Genomic DNA, 14,236 nt, shown 5'->3' with positions numbered 1-14,236 from the left:
CGAGCCGCGCAGTTACGTGCGCAACGGGCGCAGATGAGAGCGGACCTGCAGATGTTCCGAGAGCGGCTGGACGAACGTCGGGTACGGGACGAGGCGGCGGGGGCCGGACGCGCGAGTCGCGGCGGTCCGGGGCCGACCGTCGAACCGGCGACGCCTGCGGCTCCCCGCCGGGGAGCCGTCGAGGACGACGACGACTTCTACCGGCCCCGCAGCTGGCTGGTGTGATCCGGACCGTCAGATGTGGGGCAGGAGGCCCTCAGAGCCGGCGTGAGTGTGCTCCTCGTGCGGATCGACCGGTGTGGTGTGGGGGAGTTCGGCATCGGCCTGCGCGAACACCGCGTACTTCTTGTCTTCGGTGAGGTGATGGAGCAGGAAGCCGGTGAGCAACGCGCGCGTGATCTGCTGGGTTTTCCGCTCGGAACCTCCGATGCCGAGAGCGCCCAGGAGCCTGCGCCCCTCGGTGAGCCCGGACTCGGAGGCCCCCTTGACGGCGCGCAGGACGTATTCCCCGCCCCATGCCTCGGCCAGCGGCTTGGCAGTGCTGTTCATGGTGTCGATGTCGGCGCCCGCGACGATGAGCCCCGGCGCTGTGATCTTCGACGCATACTTTTCGGCCTTCGGCGCTGTCGGCGCGGGGAACAGGGCGGCGACAGCCGACACGTCCTGCTGCGCGGCCGCGAGCACGGCCACTCCCGCGCCCATCCCGTGGCCGGCGAAGGCCACGCGGTCGGGCTGCACGCTGATCTGACCGGGACCGAGACGCACACCCACACAGATGTCGAGCGTTGCGCGTAGATCGGTGGCGAGCCCCAGGTGGGAGGGGACGGGACCACGCTCGCTGTTGGGTGCGGCCACGACGATTCCCCACGACGCGAGGTGCTCGAGGGTCTTCCGGTAGTGGTCGGCACCCGCCATCCACCCGTGTGCGAACGCGACAGCGGGCAGGTTGAAGCCTGATTCGGGCGTGTATACGACTCCCGGTTGTCCGGCGAGGGCGAGGTCACCCCGCAGCACGCGGTGCGGTCCTCGCTTGGACAGTTCACGGGCCAGGGTCTTCGGTTTCGGCGCCACGGAGAGAACGTTATCCGATTCGCGGGCACGCGAGAGAGCCGATGCGGCCCGCAGTCCGACTTCGCGGCGTCGCCCGGTCCAAGTACCCTGATTAACCATGTGCGGAATCGTGGGATACGTCGGCCACCGGCAGGCTCTGACTGTTGTGGTGGAGGCTTTGCGGCGGATGGAATACCGCGGATACGACTCTGCCGGGATCGCCGTGCTCGACGGGCGCGGCGGCATGGCGGTGGAGCGGAAGGCGGGTCGTCTCGCGAATCTCGAGGCCGAATTGGACGAGGTCGGGGCCGAGCATTTCACCGGGAGCACCGGGATCGGGCACACGCGGTGGGCCACGCACGGTCGTCCCACCGACCGCAACGCGCACCCGCACCGTGATGCGGGCAACACCGTCGCCGTCGTCCACAACGGCATCATCGAGAACTTCGCTCCGCTGCGGGCCGAACTCGAGCACGACGGCGTCGATTTCGCCAGCGACACCGACACCGAGGTCGCGGTGCATCTCGTCGCCCGCGCCTACGCGTCGGGGGAGACCGCGGGAGATTTCGTCGCGAGCGCGCTGAGTGTGCTGCGCAGGCTCGAGGGTGCGTTCACGCTGGTGTTCACGCATTCGGATCACCCGGACACCATCGTCGCGGCGCGTCGCTCGACGCCGCTCGTCATCGGTGTCGGCGAGGGCGAGACGTTCCTCGGTTCCGACGTCGCCGCGTTCATCGAGCACACCCGTGACGCAGTCGAGCTCGGCCAGGACCAGGTGGTCGTGATCACCGCGGACGGCTACTCGATTCTGAACTTCGACGGATCCGAGGCGCAGGGCCGGCCGTTCCGCATCGACTGGGACCTCGCCGCCGCCGAGAAGGGCGGCCACGACTACTTCATGCTCAAGGAGATCGAGGAGCAGCCGGCCGCGGTCGCGGACACTCTTCTGGGTCACTTCGCGGACGGGAAGATCGTTCTCGACGAGCAGCGACTGTCGGATCAGGAATTGCGCGACGTCGACAAGGTCTTCGTCGTCGCCTGCGGTAGCGCGTACCACTCGGGTCTGCTCGCGAAGTACGCCATCGAGCACTGGACTCGTCTGCCCGTCGAGGTCGAGCTCGCCAGCGAATTCCGCTACCGCGATCCGGTTCTCGACCGGTCGACGCTGGTCGTCGCCATTTCGCAGTCCGGTGAGACGGCGGACACCCTCGAGGCAGTGCGGCACGCCAAGGACCAGAAGGCTCGGGTTTTGGCGGTGTGCAACACGAACGGCGCGCAGATTCCGCGCGAGGCCGACGCCGTCCTCTACACCCGGGCGGGTCCGGAGATCGGTGTCGCGTCGACCAAGGCGTTCCTCGCGCAGGTCACGGCGAACTACCTGGTCGGCCTGGCGCTGGCCCAGGCGCGCGGCACCAAGTACCCGGACGAGGTCGCCCGCGAGTACGCCGACCTCGAGGCGATGCCCGATCTGGTGGGCCGCGTCCTCGAGACGGTCGAGCCGGTGCGGGCGCTGGCGCGGGAGTTGGCGTCGTCGTCGACGGTGCTGTTCCTAGGCAGGCACGTGGGATACCCCGTGGCGCTCGAGGGTGCGCTCAAGCTCAAGGAGCTGGCGTACATGCACGCCGAGGGTTTCGCGGCGGGCGAGCTCAAGCACGGTCCGATCGCGTTGATCGAGGACGGGCTGCCGGTGATCATCGTGATGCCGTCCCCGAAGGGGCGCGCGGTGCTGCACTCGAAGCTGCTGAGCAACATCCGGGAGATCCAGGCCCGCGGCGCGCGGACCGTCGTGATCGCGGAGGAGGGGGACGAGGCCGTGCGCCCGTTCGCCGACCACCTGATCGAGATCCCGGCGGCGCCGACGTTGCTGCAGCCGTTGCTGTCGACGGTGCCGTTGCAGGTCTTCGCGGCGGAGGTCGCGCAGACCCGCGGATACGACGTCGACAAGCCGCGCAACCTCGCGAAGTCCGTCACCGTCGAATAGCGCCGGTCGAGGGGCGCGGCACGGGCCGCGCCCCCTACGGGGTCACGATGACGGTGCCCGTCATGTCCGGGTGCAGCGAGCACGTGTAGTCGTAGGTTCCCGGTTCGGTGAACGTGTAGGTGAATGTGCCGGTCTGCATCAGCCTGCTCCGGAGGACGCTCTTCGCGGCGCCGACACCGACCACGTCGTGGGTGACGCCGCGGTCGTCGAAGTTCCAGGTGACGGTGTCTCCGGCCTTGACGGTGAGTGTGGCGGGCGCGTAGGCCATGTTCGCGACCTGCACCACGGGACCGGCAGGCGCCTCCGGCACCTCCGCGGCCGGTGAACTGCAGCCGGACACGGCCCCCGTCATCGAAATACATGCGGCGAGAGCCACTCCGGCGATCCACGACCTTCCACGTCCACGCATGAGGTCGAGCGTAGTCTGACCCCGTACCGACCCTTCACCGCACAGCGGCCGGCCGTGACGCCGGCACGACGAGGAGTTCCCATGCGGGGCTACTACACCGCTGACGAGGTTCGATCCGCCGAGGCGCCGCTGCTGGCGTCGCTTCCCGACGGCGCACTGATGCGGCGCGCCGCACACGGGCTGGCCACCGTGGTGGCGACGGAACTGCGGGCGCGGACCGGGGGCGTCGCAGGCCGCACGATCCGGGTGCTGGTGGGGTCCGGGGACAACGGTGGGGACGCGCTGTGGGCGGCGTCGATGCTACGCAGACGGGGTGTCGCGGCCACCGCGGTGCTGCTGAAACCGGAGAAGACTCACGAGTCGGGGCTGGCGGCGTTCACCGCGGCCGGCGGCCGGACGGCCACTCCCTCCGACGATCCGGGCCTGCCCGATCTGGTGATCGACGGGATCGTGGGAATTTCCGGCCGGGGACCGCTGCGTCCCGATGCTGCGGCCGTCGTCGACCGGATCGACGCGCCGATCGTGTCGGCGGATCTGCCGAGCGGTGTGGATCCGGACACCGGGGCGGTCGACGGACCGGCCGTGCGGGCCGCCGTCACCGTTGCGTTCGGCGCCCTCAAACCGGTCCACGCTCTCGGGCCGGCGCACTGCGGCCGAGTGGAGCTGGTGGACATCGGACTGCCGCTCGGCGGCGCCGGAATCATCGCACTCGACGCCGCCGACGTGGGTGCCGCGTGGCCGGTGCCGGGACCGGGCGACGACAAGTACTCGCAGGGGGTCGTCGGGGTGGTCGCCGGCAGTGACGGCTATCCCGGAGCGGGCGTTCTGTGCACCGGCGCAGCCGTCACGGCCACGTCGGGGCTGGTCCGGTACGCCGGGCCGTGCACGAGGGAGGTGCTCGCGCACTCGCCGGAGGTGATCGCGACTCCCGACCTCGCGCAGGCCGGACGCGTCCAGTCCTGGGTGGTGGGGCCGGGCATGGGCACCGACGACGCCGCCCGGCGCACACTGCGCACGGTCCTCGAATCCGACGTGCCGGTTCTGGTCGACGCGGACGGTCTCACCCTGCTCGCCGAGGACCCCGACCTGGTGCGGTCGCGGACCGCGGCGACGCTGCTGACACCACACGCGGGTGAGTTCGCCCGGCTGACGGGGAAGGATCCCGGTCCGGACCGGGTCGCGTCGACGCGGGCTCTCGCTGCCGACTGGAACGTCCACGTGCTGCTCAAGGGGCGGGCCACGGTGATCGCGGAACCTGGTGGACGGGTTCTCGTCAACGAGGCGGGTGGGTCGTGGTCCGCCACCGCGGGCGCCGGGGACGTGCTCGCCGGGATCGTCGGCTCACTCATGGCCGCGGGCATCGCCCCGGAGCGCGCGGCCGCGGTGGGCGCCCGAGCGCACTCGCTCGCCGCGAACCTGGCGGCTCGCGGCGGGGGCGCAGACCGCTCCGCCGGGCGTGGAACAGCACCGATCTCCGCCGGAACCCTGCTCGCGCACCTCAGGGAGTCGATCAGGGTCCTGCGTGCGGGGGTGTCACCCGAGGAAACACCGGCTGCACCGTGAATGGCAGGATCGACCATATGACGCTTGCTGAAGCAGTACCGGCGGACGAGGACGGCCACAGCGAACTCGCGGCGACCGGCGGGCCGACATCGGCGCCTCAGGCGGAAGCGGTGGTGGATCTGGACGCGATCGCGCACAACGTCCGTATCCTGCGCGACAGTGCCCGTGACGCGGCGCTGATGGCCGTCGTGAAGGCGGACGGCTACAACCACGGTGCGGTGCCCGTCGCCCGGGCGGCGCTGGCCGCGGGCGCGTCGGAACTGGGCGTGACGACGGTGTCGGAGGCGCTGACGCTGCGCCGTGCGGGAATCGAGGCGCCCGTCCTGGCGTGGCTGCACACCGTCGACGCCGATTTCGCCCCCGCGATCGCGGCCGGTGTGGAACTCGGTGTCTCCTCGCCCCGCCACCTCGCCGCGGTGGTCGCTGCCGCCCGGAGCGTCGGCACCACCGCGATCGTCACGATCAAGGTCGACACGGGGCTGAACCGCAACGGCGTCGCACCCGACGAACTGCCGCAGGTCCTCGTCGATCTGGCGCGCGCACAGGCCGAGGGCGTGGTGCGGCTGCGCGGCATGTTCTCGCATCTCGCGCATGCCGACGAACCGCACCATGCGTGGATCGATTCCCAGCGCGAACGACTCGAAGGCGCGATCGCGGATGCCAAGCGGCACGGGCTGGTTCCCGAAGTGGTGCACCTGTCCAATTCGGCGGCCACCCTGACCCGCCCCGACCTGCGGTTTGACATGGTTCGGCCGGGAATCGCGATATATGGTCTGTCGCCCGTTCCCGAACTCGGTCAGTTCGGGCTGCGCCCGGCGATGACACTGCGATCGAGGGTGGCTCTGGTGAAAAAGGTGGCGGCGGGTGAAGGCGTGTCCTACGGGCACATGTGGGTGGCCCCCCACGACACGACGGTCGCATTGCTCCCGTTCGGGTACGCCGACGGGCTGCCCCGTTCGCTCAGCGGCCGATTCGAGGTCCAGTTGGGCTCGGAGCGCCGCCCGGGGATCGGACGGGTCTGCATGGACCAGGTGGTCGTGGATCTCGGACCGGACGGCGGGGGAGTCAGAGAAGGCGACACCGCGGTGTTCTTCGGCAACGGTGACCTCGGCGAGCCCAACGCGCAAGCCTGGGCCGACGAACTCGACACCATCCACTACGAGGTGGTGACCGGAGTTCGCGGACGCACGGTGCGCAGCTACATCGGCGGGGCAGGCACGTAGGCCATGGGGGTGTCGAAGCGGTTGGGGCTGGTCGGCGGGATGCTGAGCGCGCTGGCGCTGGGCTCGGTGGCCGGAGTCAATGCGCTGCGGAGCGCGACCCGGCCGGGGCGGGAGATCTACGGCGACGAGGACTTCACGCTGATGTCGCGGGATCGGCGCAGCGTCGTGGTCACCGAGGACGGCGTCGCGCTCACCGTTCGCGAGGTCGGACCTGACGACGCCCCGGTGACGGCGGTATTCGTGCACGGCTACTGCCTGGATATGACGTCGTGGCACTTCCAGCGCCGTCAGCTCGCCGAGCGGTGGGGCGACGACGTGCGGATGGTGTTCTACGACCAACGCGGGCACGGCGATTCGGGTGTGCCGTCCGCGGCGAGCTGCACCATCGCTCAGCTCGGCGCCGATCTCGCGACCGTCGTCGAGGCGAAGGCACCCACCGGACCGGTTGTGCTGGTGGGGCATTCGATGGGTGGGATGACGGTGCTCGCCTTCGCGGGGCAACGGCCCGAGCTGGTGGCGGCCCGGGTGATCGGTGCGGGCCTGGTGGCCACGGCCGCAGCCGGGCTCAGCGAGACCGGTTTGACGCGGAACCTGCAGAACCCGGTCATCGACGGCTTCCGGCTCGCCGTCCGGACCTCGCCCGAACTCGTCCAGCACGCGCGCGGCGCGGCCCGCGTCCTGATCACCCCAATCCTGCGGGCGGCGTCGTACGGCACGGACGTGAGTCCGCGGCTGCACAGGTTCTCCGACTCGATGCTGGACCGGACGTCGGTGGTCACCATCGTGAACTTCCTGCGCACGCTCGAATTGCACGACGAGTCCGCGTCACTCGAGGCGCTCGAACGCACCCCGTCCGTCGTGGTGTGCGGCGACAGCGACATGACCATCCCGTTCGGCAGCTCCCGGAAATTGGCGGCGGACCTTCCGGAGTCCGAACTGGTGCGGGTGCGCGGCGCCGGCCACCTGGTGCAGCTCGAGTTCCCCACTGTGGTGTCGGACGCGGTCGACCGGGTGCTGCACCGTGGCCTGGCCACGTTCGAATCGCGTGAGCATTCCGATGTCGGCTGAGGAGGGAGTACTGCCCGTGAGCGGGACCGTGGTGCTGGCGACGGCGGAGGACACCGAGGAGTTCGGGCGGAACCTCGCCCGGGGACTCGTCGCCGGTGATCTCGTGGTGCTCGACGGCCCTCTCGGTGCGGGGAAGACCGCACTGACGAAGGGAATCGGGGCCGGGCTCGGCGTGCAGGGGCGAGTGACTTCGCCCACATTCGTGATCGCGCGGGAGCACCGGGCGGGGACTCGGCCGGGTGGGGGTGCACCGGTCGGGATGGTGCACGTGGACGCGTACCGGCTGGGTGGCAGCGGCCCGCACGCGCTGGACGAACTCGACGCGCTCGACCTCGACACCGACCTGGCTGCAGCGGTAGTCGTCGTCGAATGGGGAGAGGGCATCGTCGAGCAACTGGTCGACCGCCACCTGCGGGTGCGTCTGCGCCGCGAACCGGAGACGGACGTCCGCACGGCCCACTGGGAGTGGATTTCCTGACGGGTCAGGTGTCGGGAGCCGTTCTGACGTGCGAGTACCCTCAGTTACCGTGCTTGTTCTCGCCATCGACACATCCACGCCTGCCGTGACCGCCGGAGTCGTCCGGGTTTCGGCCGATTCCGCATCGGTCGGGGCGGTGCACACCCTCGCGGTGCGCGTGACGGTCAACCCGCGTGCCCACGCGGAAGTGCTCACCCCGCACATCCTCGAATGCCTCACCGAGTCGGGTCACGTCGCCGCGGACCTCGACGCGGTGGTGGTCGGGGCCGGGCCCGGACCGTTCACCGGACTGCGCGTGGGGATGGCTACCGCCGCCGCGTTCGCCGATGCCCTCGGCATTCCGGCGCACGGCGTGTGCAGCCTCGACGCCATCGCCGCCCAGGTGGGCGGGGACCGCAATCTGCTCGTCGTCACGGACGCACGCCGCCGGGAGGTGTACTGGGCGCGGTATTCGGCGGGAGTGCGGGTGGAGGGTCCGGCGGTGGTGAAGCCGCGCGAACTCGAGCCCATGCCGTCCGAGGTGGTCGCGGGATCGCCGTCGCACGTCGACTTCTTCGATCTGCCCGTCGAACCCGTGGAAACGCCCTCGCCCGCAGGGCTGGTCGCGGTGGCCGCGGGGGCCCTGTTCAGTGGCAGCGCCCCGGACGCGCTGGTCCCGCTGTACCTGCGGCGCCCGGACGCAGTCGAGTTGGCGGACCGGAAGAAATGACGTTCCGCATCGAACCGATGTCGGCAGCGGACGCCGAACGCTGCGCGGAACTCGAGACCCTCCTCTTCGTCGGCGACGGGCCCTGGAGCGCAAGCGCGTTCAGGGCGGAACTCGCCGCCCCGCACGTGCGCTACACCGTGGCGCGGGACGAGTCGGGCCACGTCGTCGGATACGCCGGCATCGCCCTGCTGGGCGATGGTGCGCATCCGGAATCCGAGATACACACGATCGGAACGGACCCGGCCTGCCAGCGCCGGGGCATCGGCGGCGCCCTCCTCGACGAGCTTCTCCGCGTCGCCGACACCCGCGGCGGTCCGGTGTTTCTCGAAGTGCGGACCGACAACGACGCGGCGATCGCGCTGTACCGACGTGAAGGATTCGAGATCGTGGGAACCCGTAAGAAGTACTACCAACCGAGCGGTGCGGACGCGTTCACCATGCGCCGGCCCGGATCGGGTGAGGAGCCGGTGCAATGATCGTCATGGGGATCGAAAGCTCTTGTGACGAGACCGGAGTCGGCATCGTCCGGTGGAACGGCGACGGAACATGTGAACTTCTCGCCGACGAGGTCGCGTCCAGTGTCGACCAGCACGCCCGCTACGGAGGGGTGGTGCCGGAGGTCGCGTCCCGCGCACATCTCGAGGCCATCGTCCCGACGATGAGGCGTGCCCTCGCGGCGGCCGGGATCGCCAGGCCGGACGCGCTTGCCGTCACCATCGGACCCGGCCTGGCCGGTGCCCTGCTCGTCGGTGTCGCGGCCGCGAAAGCCTATGCGGCGGCATGGGACGTCCCGTTCTACGCCGTGAATCACCTCGGCGGCCACGTCTCGGTGGACACCCTCGAGCACGGGCCGATGCCGCCCTGCGTGGCGCTGCTCGTGTCGGGGGGGCACACGCACCTCCTGCACGTCGAGGATCTCGCGAAACCCATCGTCGAACTGGGCACGACCGTCGACGACGCAGCCGGCGAAGCGTTCGACAAGGTGGCCCGCCTCCTCGGACTCGGCTTCCCCGGTGGGCCCGCCCTCGACGCCGCGGCGCAGGACGGCGACCGGAACGCGATTCCGTTCCCGCGCGGCATGACCGGGCCGCGCGATGCGCGGCACGACTTCTCGTTCTCCGGCCTGAAGACGGCTGTCGCGCGATATGTCGAATCGAAGGAGCGTGCCGGGGAGGTGTGTTCGGTGCCGGACATCGCGGCGAGCTTCCAGGAGGCCGTGGCCGACGTGCTGACGATGAAAGCGGTGCGTGCCGCCCGTGACGTCGGCGTCGACACTCTGGTCCTCGGTGGGGGTGCCACGGCCAACTCGCGTATCCGCGCGCTCGCCGAGGAACGCTGCGCCGACGCGGGCCTGACGCTGCGGGTTCCCAAGCCGCGCTTGTGCACCGACAACGGAGTCATGATCGCGTCCCTGGGTGCCCACCTGATCGCGGGCGGCGCCGCGCCGTCCCTGCTGACGGTGGCGAGCGATCCGGGACTGTCGGTGGCGACCAGTCAGGTGTTCAGCTGACCGGGATCGTGACGGTCTCGGTGGCAGGCGGAGTCAGCGCCGCCTCGGGTTGAGCGCCGCTCGGTTGCGAGGCGTTCGGGCTCGGAGCGACCGTGCCCGGCGCCGGGACGATCGGGAAGAGCCCCTCGGATGCCGGGGGCTCCGCCGGTGCTGCCGGTGCCCCGGGCGTGCCGGCCGGCGGCGCCACCTCGGGAACGCCCGGGGCCGGGGCGACGGGGCTCGGTTCGTTCGGGGTGGATTCTCCCGGAACCTGCGGCCACAGCGGCGGAATGGCGGGCCACTCGATGTGCGGCCAAGCCGGTTGCGGCGGGTTGGTGCCGGGCAGGGGCGGCCGCGCCGGAGCGGTCGGCGTCGGCTGCGGGGTCGTGGTCGGCGGGGGCGGAGTGGTGGTCGCACTCGACGAGTCGGGCACGTGCTCCGGGGTGCGGTTCGTCTGCGGTTCCGACGTGGGCGGGGCCACCGGGTTCGGGGAGTAGTCCCGTGTCGGCGTGGGATCGTACGACGGAATCCTCGTGGCGGGAGGTGCATCCGTCGTCGTGGTCGTGACCTGTTCTGTGGTCTGGAACGTGTCGGTCCCGGCGGGGGAGACGCTGGGATCCGGGGCGGGTGCGAGTTCCTTCACGCCGTAGCCGAGGACGAGCCCGCCGACGACCAGGGCGCCAACGAGCGCCCCGGACACCTTCGTCGCCGAACCCGGGCGGTTCGATTCGGTGGCCGGGTAGTTTCGGATGGCGGAGGAGACAGCCAGCAGCGCTGCACCCTTCGCTGTCGCCGTGTCCGGTTCGGGCACCGCGATGACGCGAGCGGTGAACGCGTCGGCGACGGCGGAGGCGATCGCCGGAATGTTCGCGCCACCACCGACCAGCGCCAGCGCGTCGGGAGGACGCGGGGAGTCGGCGACGGTGGCGCGGATGAACTCGACCGCGACCCGGACCGTCGGTGCCGCGATCTCCTCGAACCTGCTGCGGCTGATCTCGATCGGGCGGATGCCCTGCAGGTCGATGTCGACGTGCGCGTTCGGCTCCGAGGACAACTGCTCCTTCGCGACACGGCACCGCGCCGAGAGCAGATCGCGGTCCAGGTGCCGAAGGGGATGCGGAGTGGCGAGACTGCCGACGACGTGGTGGTAGACGAGGTCGTCGATACCGGTGCCGCTCACGTGGCTGGTGCGGTCGGCGTGCAGGACGGTGCCGTCCACCTGATCGACGACCGCGACGGACAGCCCGGACTCGCCGAAGTCGACGATCGCGACGGTGGCGTGCTGAGCGACCTCGCCGGTGTGCCGCAGATAGGTGAGGGTGGCGGCGGTCTCGGGCACGAGATGCACGCGATGCCGCTGCCTGCTGACGGCGCTGCGGATCGAATGCGCCTGCTCCGCCGTCCGGTACGCGACGGCGAACGCGTCGGGAGTGGTGGGATCGGCGGGAACCTGGGTGGTCATCAGCGAGATGGAGGAACGGACCAGGTCGCCGAGGTCGATGTGCGCCTGATCGGCGGACAGGTAGCGGAACTCGACGTTCTGCGCACCGTTGGCGGCTGTGCTGAGGAGGGCGGAACCCACACCTGCCGCACCGGTCGACATGCCCAGGGACATACCCATCACACACCCCCTCACGTATTCGACGCGTGACCTGCCATCTCTGTCGGAACGCCCAGTTCAGCGAGGAATTCCTGCCCGTTGAATCGGCGACTGTTATCTGAACGTTACAGAAAACAAACGGATTTCGCTCCCGACTTTCGGCCCTGGAAGACGAAGATTGCGCTCGATATCCGGTCTCACCTGCACAGTTGTCCAAAGGAATCTCATGCGACGCGCCAGCGATTTCCGCACCCTCACGAGACGTGAGCGCCGACGGCTCGTAGTGCGCGCGGTTCTGCGCCCCCTGAGCACCGTCCTGCTGTGCGGGGTGGTGTATTTCGCCACACCGTGGACCTCGCTGGGGGACCTGTCCGCCGTGCTCTTCCTGGTGGGTGGCATCGCCGTGGTCGTGGTGGCCGCGGTGTGGCAGGTCCGGCGGATCATGCGGTCCGAGGTACCCACGCTCCAGGCGATCGAGGCGCTGGCTCTCATCGTGCCGCTCTACCTGCTCGGCTTTGCGACCGGCTATTGCCTGATGTCCGAGAGTGATCCGGGTTACTTCACCGAGCCCCTCACCCGCATGGGAGCCCTCTACTTCTCGATCACCGTATTTTCGACGGTCGGGTTCGGCGACATCGCCGCGACGACCGACCCGTCGAGAGCCGTCGTGAGCGTGCAGATGATCGGAAATCTCATCTTGCTCGGCGTCGGCATCCGGGTGATCGTCGCGGCCGTCCAGTGGGCCCGCAGGCGCCGGACCTAACGGCCCGACACCAGTACCAGTTCCACGTTCCGGTCCGGCGTCCCGCCGAGCAGGTCGGGGTCGGCGTGAATGTCGTTGAACGACAACTCCCGGTACAGCGACGCCAGCCCGAGCGGGGAGAGATCGGTGTGATCGACGGCGTAGGGGCTGTCGGCCTCGAACAGCGTCGTGAGCAGCGACACGGTTCCGTCGGCGTTGTCGACCACTTCGACGATCCGGCCGTGCTGGGGGAAGTCGATGTGCGAGGCCGTGTTGATTTCCCAGAACGACTGCTCCGGAGTCGCTCCGGGCCACGGGGTGATCCGGTTCTCGTGGGTATGTCCGTTGACCCAGGCGAGGACGTTCGGGAATCGGTGCAGCAGATCCACCAGTCGTGACCCCCGGATCCGGGGCTCGGACGGGGCCGAGGGGTCGGGGACGACGTTGTCCATGCTGCCGCTGGTGTGGTGGCTGAACAGGACGAACCACGTGTCGCTGCGGGCCTGCGACACCGGGCGGCCCGCCGTGTCGTAGTAGCGGCTGCTGCCTGCCGTCAGGGTGTCCTCGATCCACTGGAACTGCGCCGCGCCCAGCGAGCCGTCGACGAAACCCGCCCGGTTGGTGGAATCCATGCTGATGCCGACCACGCCCGGGGCGATGTCGAACGAGTAGTAGCCGATGCCGGTCTCCCCGGCATCGGGCGCGAATCCGTGACCGGCCGGTCCGGGGCCCGTGTTGGCCGGGTCCAGATGCGCGGCGATGAACTGACGGGGTGTGAACGGCGCCCGCGCGGGGTCGGGTGTGACGACCCGCGGTGGGGTCGTGAATGCGGACAGCGCGCCGGGAAGGGCCGCGGGGTCGAACTTGGTGGCGATGTCGACCGCCTTCGCCTGCTCCGGCGAGCCGGGGACCTCGAATTTCAGCGAACCGGTGTACATGGCTTCGAGCGGGGGGATGCCGCTGGGGACGGTGCCTTCCACAGAGTCGTCGTGATTGCCGAAGACGCAGTACCAGGGGGTGCGCAGGCCAGGGCTCGTGACGGGGCGGATCGCGGCGTCGAGCAGTCCGGGGATCTCCGGGAAGCCGGCCTTCTTGTACATGTCCTGGACGGAGGATTCGGGGTTCCAGTAGAGATCCGCACCCGAGTTCTGCACTCCTTCGTACCGGTCCGGGGCGCCCGTGTTGGGGACGATGGTGCCGCCGTTGAGCGCGGTGAGGAACCAGCCGAGTTCGGCGAACTCCTTGTTGTCGGTGTTGTCGCCAGTGCTCACGACGGCGTCGAACGGGCGCTGCGTGTGCGGGCCGGACGCGAGCGCGTTGACGCGTGCGACCAGCGCGACGAGACCCTGTGCGGTGAGGGTCTCGTGTGGGCGGAACGCGGAACCGGTGAAGGGGTGCACGTATTCGAAGCGCATGGGGGACTGGGCGTCGACCAGGTGCACGTCCGTGAGCTGGACGAGGGAGGCGAGTGCGGTGCGCCGGTCTTCGCGCCCGCTGCGGGCTTCGGCGAGTTCGGTGCGGACGATCGTCGGCCACCCCGCTCCCGCGCCGAGCTTGCGGTACCCCGAGGCTCCGAGCGGGACGGCCACCGCTTCGAGCGTGGTCCCGGCCCCGGACGTGGGTAGCGGCGCCGCCCCCGCGTACTGCAACCCCCACGGGCGTGCGCCGAACCCCACCGTTCCGATGGCCCCGAGCCCGGCAATTGTCAGGAATTTACGCCGATTGATGTCAGACACCAGGGGAACCTTAGGTGACGACCCGTGAGGCAGGCCGTTTTTCGGCTCGGCGCGATCTACCACCCCCTTCTCCTTGAGGGTTGGCACTCTCACGTATAGAGTGCCAAGTGGCGCCGATCGAGCTCCGGCACCCGCGACGACGGGGCTGTGTGACGTGCCGTAAACGAAACACTCAAACAAGGAGTCCG

General features: G+C 69.9%; 14 protein-coding genes. 10 read left to right on the top strand and 4 right to left on the bottom strand.

The window, feature by feature from the left end; translation table 11 throughout:
• Window positions 1-33 precede the first annotated feature (33 nt).
• Window positions 34-225 (top strand): hypothetical protein, encoded by a 192-nt coding sequence (locus ACFTWF_RS09640; RefSeq protein WP_378461005.1) that lies wholly within the window; start codon window positions 34-36, stop codon window positions 223-225.
• Between the two features lie 9 nt (window positions 226-234).
• Here ACFTWF_RS09640 and ACFTWF_RS09635 read toward each other — a convergent pair whose 3' ends face one another.
• On the bottom strand, window positions 235-1,071 hold the full coding sequence (locus ACFTWF_RS09635) for a dienelactone hydrolase family protein (protein WP_378461004.1): 837 nt from the start codon (window positions 1,069-1,071) through the stop codon (window positions 235-237).
• A gap of 97 nt (window positions 1,072-1,168) precedes the next feature.
• Between ACFTWF_RS09635 and glmS the strand changes: the two genes are divergently transcribed.
• Complete coding sequence (gene glmS, locus ACFTWF_RS09630) at window positions 1,169-3,031, top strand: glutamine--fructose-6-phosphate transaminase (isomerizing) (RefSeq protein ID WP_378461003.1); 1,863 nt, start codon at window positions 1,169-1,171, stop codon at window positions 3,029-3,031.
• Window positions 3,032-3,065: 34 nt separating this feature from the next.
• On the opposite strand, the gene ACFTWF_RS09625 is transcribed toward glmS, so the two are convergent.
• Window positions 3,066-3,440, bottom strand: a complete 375-nt coding sequence (locus tag ACFTWF_RS09625) for a cupredoxin domain-containing protein (RefSeq protein ID WP_378461002.1) — start codon at window positions 3,438-3,440, stop codon at window positions 3,066-3,068.
• Between the two features lie 81 nt (window positions 3,441-3,521).
• Between ACFTWF_RS09625 and ACFTWF_RS09620 the strand changes: the two genes are divergently transcribed.
• The 7 genes from ACFTWF_RS09620 to tsaD are packed head-to-tail and all read left to right on the top strand — an operon-like array spanning window position 3,522 to window position 9,991.
• The gene (locus ACFTWF_RS09620) at window positions 3,522-5,003 is read left to right on the top strand and encodes an NAD(P)H-hydrate dehydratase (RefSeq protein ID WP_378461001.1); all 1,482 of its coding nucleotides are present in this window, start codon (window positions 3,522-3,524) and stop codon (window positions 5,001-5,003) included.
• Between the two features lie 17 nt (window positions 5,004-5,020).
• On the top strand, window positions 5,021-6,226 hold the full coding sequence (gene alr / locus ACFTWF_RS09615; RefSeq protein ID WP_378461000.1) for an alanine racemase: 1,206 nt from the start codon (window positions 5,021-5,023) through the stop codon (window positions 6,224-6,226).
• A gap of 3 nt (window positions 6,227-6,229) precedes the next feature.
• Window positions 6,230-7,294, top strand: a complete 1,065-nt coding sequence (locus ACFTWF_RS09610; RefSeq protein ID WP_378460999.1) for an alpha/beta fold hydrolase — start codon at window positions 6,230-6,232, stop codon at window positions 7,292-7,294.
• A complete protein-coding gene (gene tsaE, locus ACFTWF_RS09605) occupies window positions 7,284-7,772 on the top strand; it encodes a tRNA (adenosine(37)-N6)-threonylcarbamoyltransferase complex ATPase subunit type 1 TsaE (protein WP_378460998.1) in 489 nt (162 codons plus the stop codon). The genes ACFTWF_RS09610 and tsaE overlap by 11 nt, the downstream gene beginning before the upstream one ends.
• 49 nt (window positions 7,773-7,821) lie before the next feature.
• The gene (gene tsaB, locus ACFTWF_RS09600) at window positions 7,822-8,481 is read left to right on the top strand and encodes a tRNA (adenosine(37)-N6)-threonylcarbamoyltransferase complex dimerization subunit type 1 TsaB (protein ID WP_378460997.1); all 660 of its coding nucleotides are present in this window, start codon (window positions 7,822-7,824) and stop codon (window positions 8,479-8,481) included.
• Complete coding sequence (gene rimI / locus ACFTWF_RS09595; protein ID WP_378460996.1) at window positions 8,478-8,957, top strand: ribosomal protein S18-alanine N-acetyltransferase; 480 nt, start codon at window positions 8,478-8,480, stop codon at window positions 8,955-8,957. Before tsaB ends, rimI begins: the two co-directional genes overlap by 4 nt.
• A complete protein-coding gene (gene tsaD, locus ACFTWF_RS09590) occupies window positions 8,954-9,991 on the top strand; it encodes a tRNA (adenosine(37)-N6)-threonylcarbamoyltransferase complex transferase subunit TsaD (protein ID WP_378460995.1) in 1,038 nt (345 codons plus the stop codon). The genes rimI and tsaD overlap by 4 nt, the downstream gene beginning before the upstream one ends.
• Here tsaD and ACFTWF_RS09585 read toward each other — a convergent pair.
• Window positions 9,984-11,591: an Hsp70 family protein gene (locus tag ACFTWF_RS09585; protein ID WP_378460994.1), complete on the bottom strand. Its 1,608-nt coding sequence runs from the start codon at window positions 11,589-11,591 to the stop codon at window positions 9,984-9,986. The genes tsaD and ACFTWF_RS09585 overlap by 8 nt on opposite strands.
• 205 nt (window positions 11,592-11,796) lie before the next feature.
• Between ACFTWF_RS09585 and ACFTWF_RS09580 the strand changes: the two genes are divergently transcribed.
• Window positions 11,797-12,333 (top strand): potassium channel family protein, encoded by a 537-nt coding sequence (locus ACFTWF_RS09580; protein ID WP_378460993.1) that lies wholly within the window; start codon window positions 11,797-11,799, stop codon window positions 12,331-12,333.
• Here the strand turns inward: ACFTWF_RS09580 and ACFTWF_RS09575 are convergent.
• A complete protein-coding gene (locus ACFTWF_RS09575) occupies window positions 12,330-14,048 on the bottom strand; it encodes a TIGR03767 family metallophosphoesterase (protein WP_378460992.1) in 1,719 nt (572 codons plus the stop codon). The two genes, ACFTWF_RS09580 and ACFTWF_RS09575, sit on opposite strands and share 4 nt — an antisense overlap.
• Between the last annotated feature and the right edge of the window lie 188 nt (window positions 14,049-14,236).

This window comes from Rhodococcus sp. NPDC056960 (assembly GCF_042674125.1).
Lineage (GTDB): Bacteria > Actinomycetota > Actinomycetes > Mycobacteriales > Mycobacteriaceae > Rhodococcus_F.
Note: the sequence above shows the minus strand (reverse complement) of the source record. Positions and strands in the feature narration are given on the sequence as shown.

Coding starts and splice junctions, on each gene's coding strand:
- ACFTWF_RS09580 (WP_378460993.1), top strand. CDS start 11,797: ATGCGACGCGCCAGCGATTTCCGCACCCTCACGAGACGTGAGCGCCGA.
- tsaD (WP_378460995.1), top strand. CDS start 8,954: ATGATCGTCATGGGGATCGAAAGCTCTTGTGACGAGACCGGAGTCGGC.
- glmS (WP_378461003.1), top strand. CDS start 1,169: ATGTGCGGAATCGTGGGATACGTCGGCCACCGGCAGGCTCTGACTGTT.
- tsaE (WP_378460998.1), top strand. CDS start 7,284: ATGTCGGCTGAGGAGGGAGTACTGCCCGTGAGCGGGACCGTGGTGCTG.
- rimI (WP_378460996.1), top strand. CDS start 8,478: ATGACGTTCCGCATCGAACCGATGTCGGCAGCGGACGCCGAACGCTGC.
- ACFTWF_RS09640 (WP_378461005.1), top strand. CDS start 34: ATGAGAGCGGACCTGCAGATGTTCCGAGAGCGGCTGGACGAACGTCGG.
- alr (WP_378461000.1), top strand. CDS start 5,021: ATGACGCTTGCTGAAGCAGTACCGGCGGACGAGGACGGCCACAGCGAA.
- ACFTWF_RS09585 (WP_378460994.1), bottom strand. CDS start 11,591: ATGGGTATGTCCCTGGGCATGTCGACCGGTGCGGCAGGTGTGGGTTCC.
- ACFTWF_RS09620 (WP_378461001.1), top strand. CDS start 3,522: ATGCGGGGCTACTACACCGCTGACGAGGTTCGATCCGCCGAGGCGCCG.
- ACFTWF_RS09625 (WP_378461002.1), bottom strand. CDS start 3,440: ATGCGTGGACGTGGAAGGTCGTGGATCGCCGGAGTGGCTCTCGCCGCA.
- ACFTWF_RS09610 (WP_378460999.1), top strand. CDS start 6,230: ATGGGGGTGTCGAAGCGGTTGGGGCTGGTCGGCGGGATGCTGAGCGCG.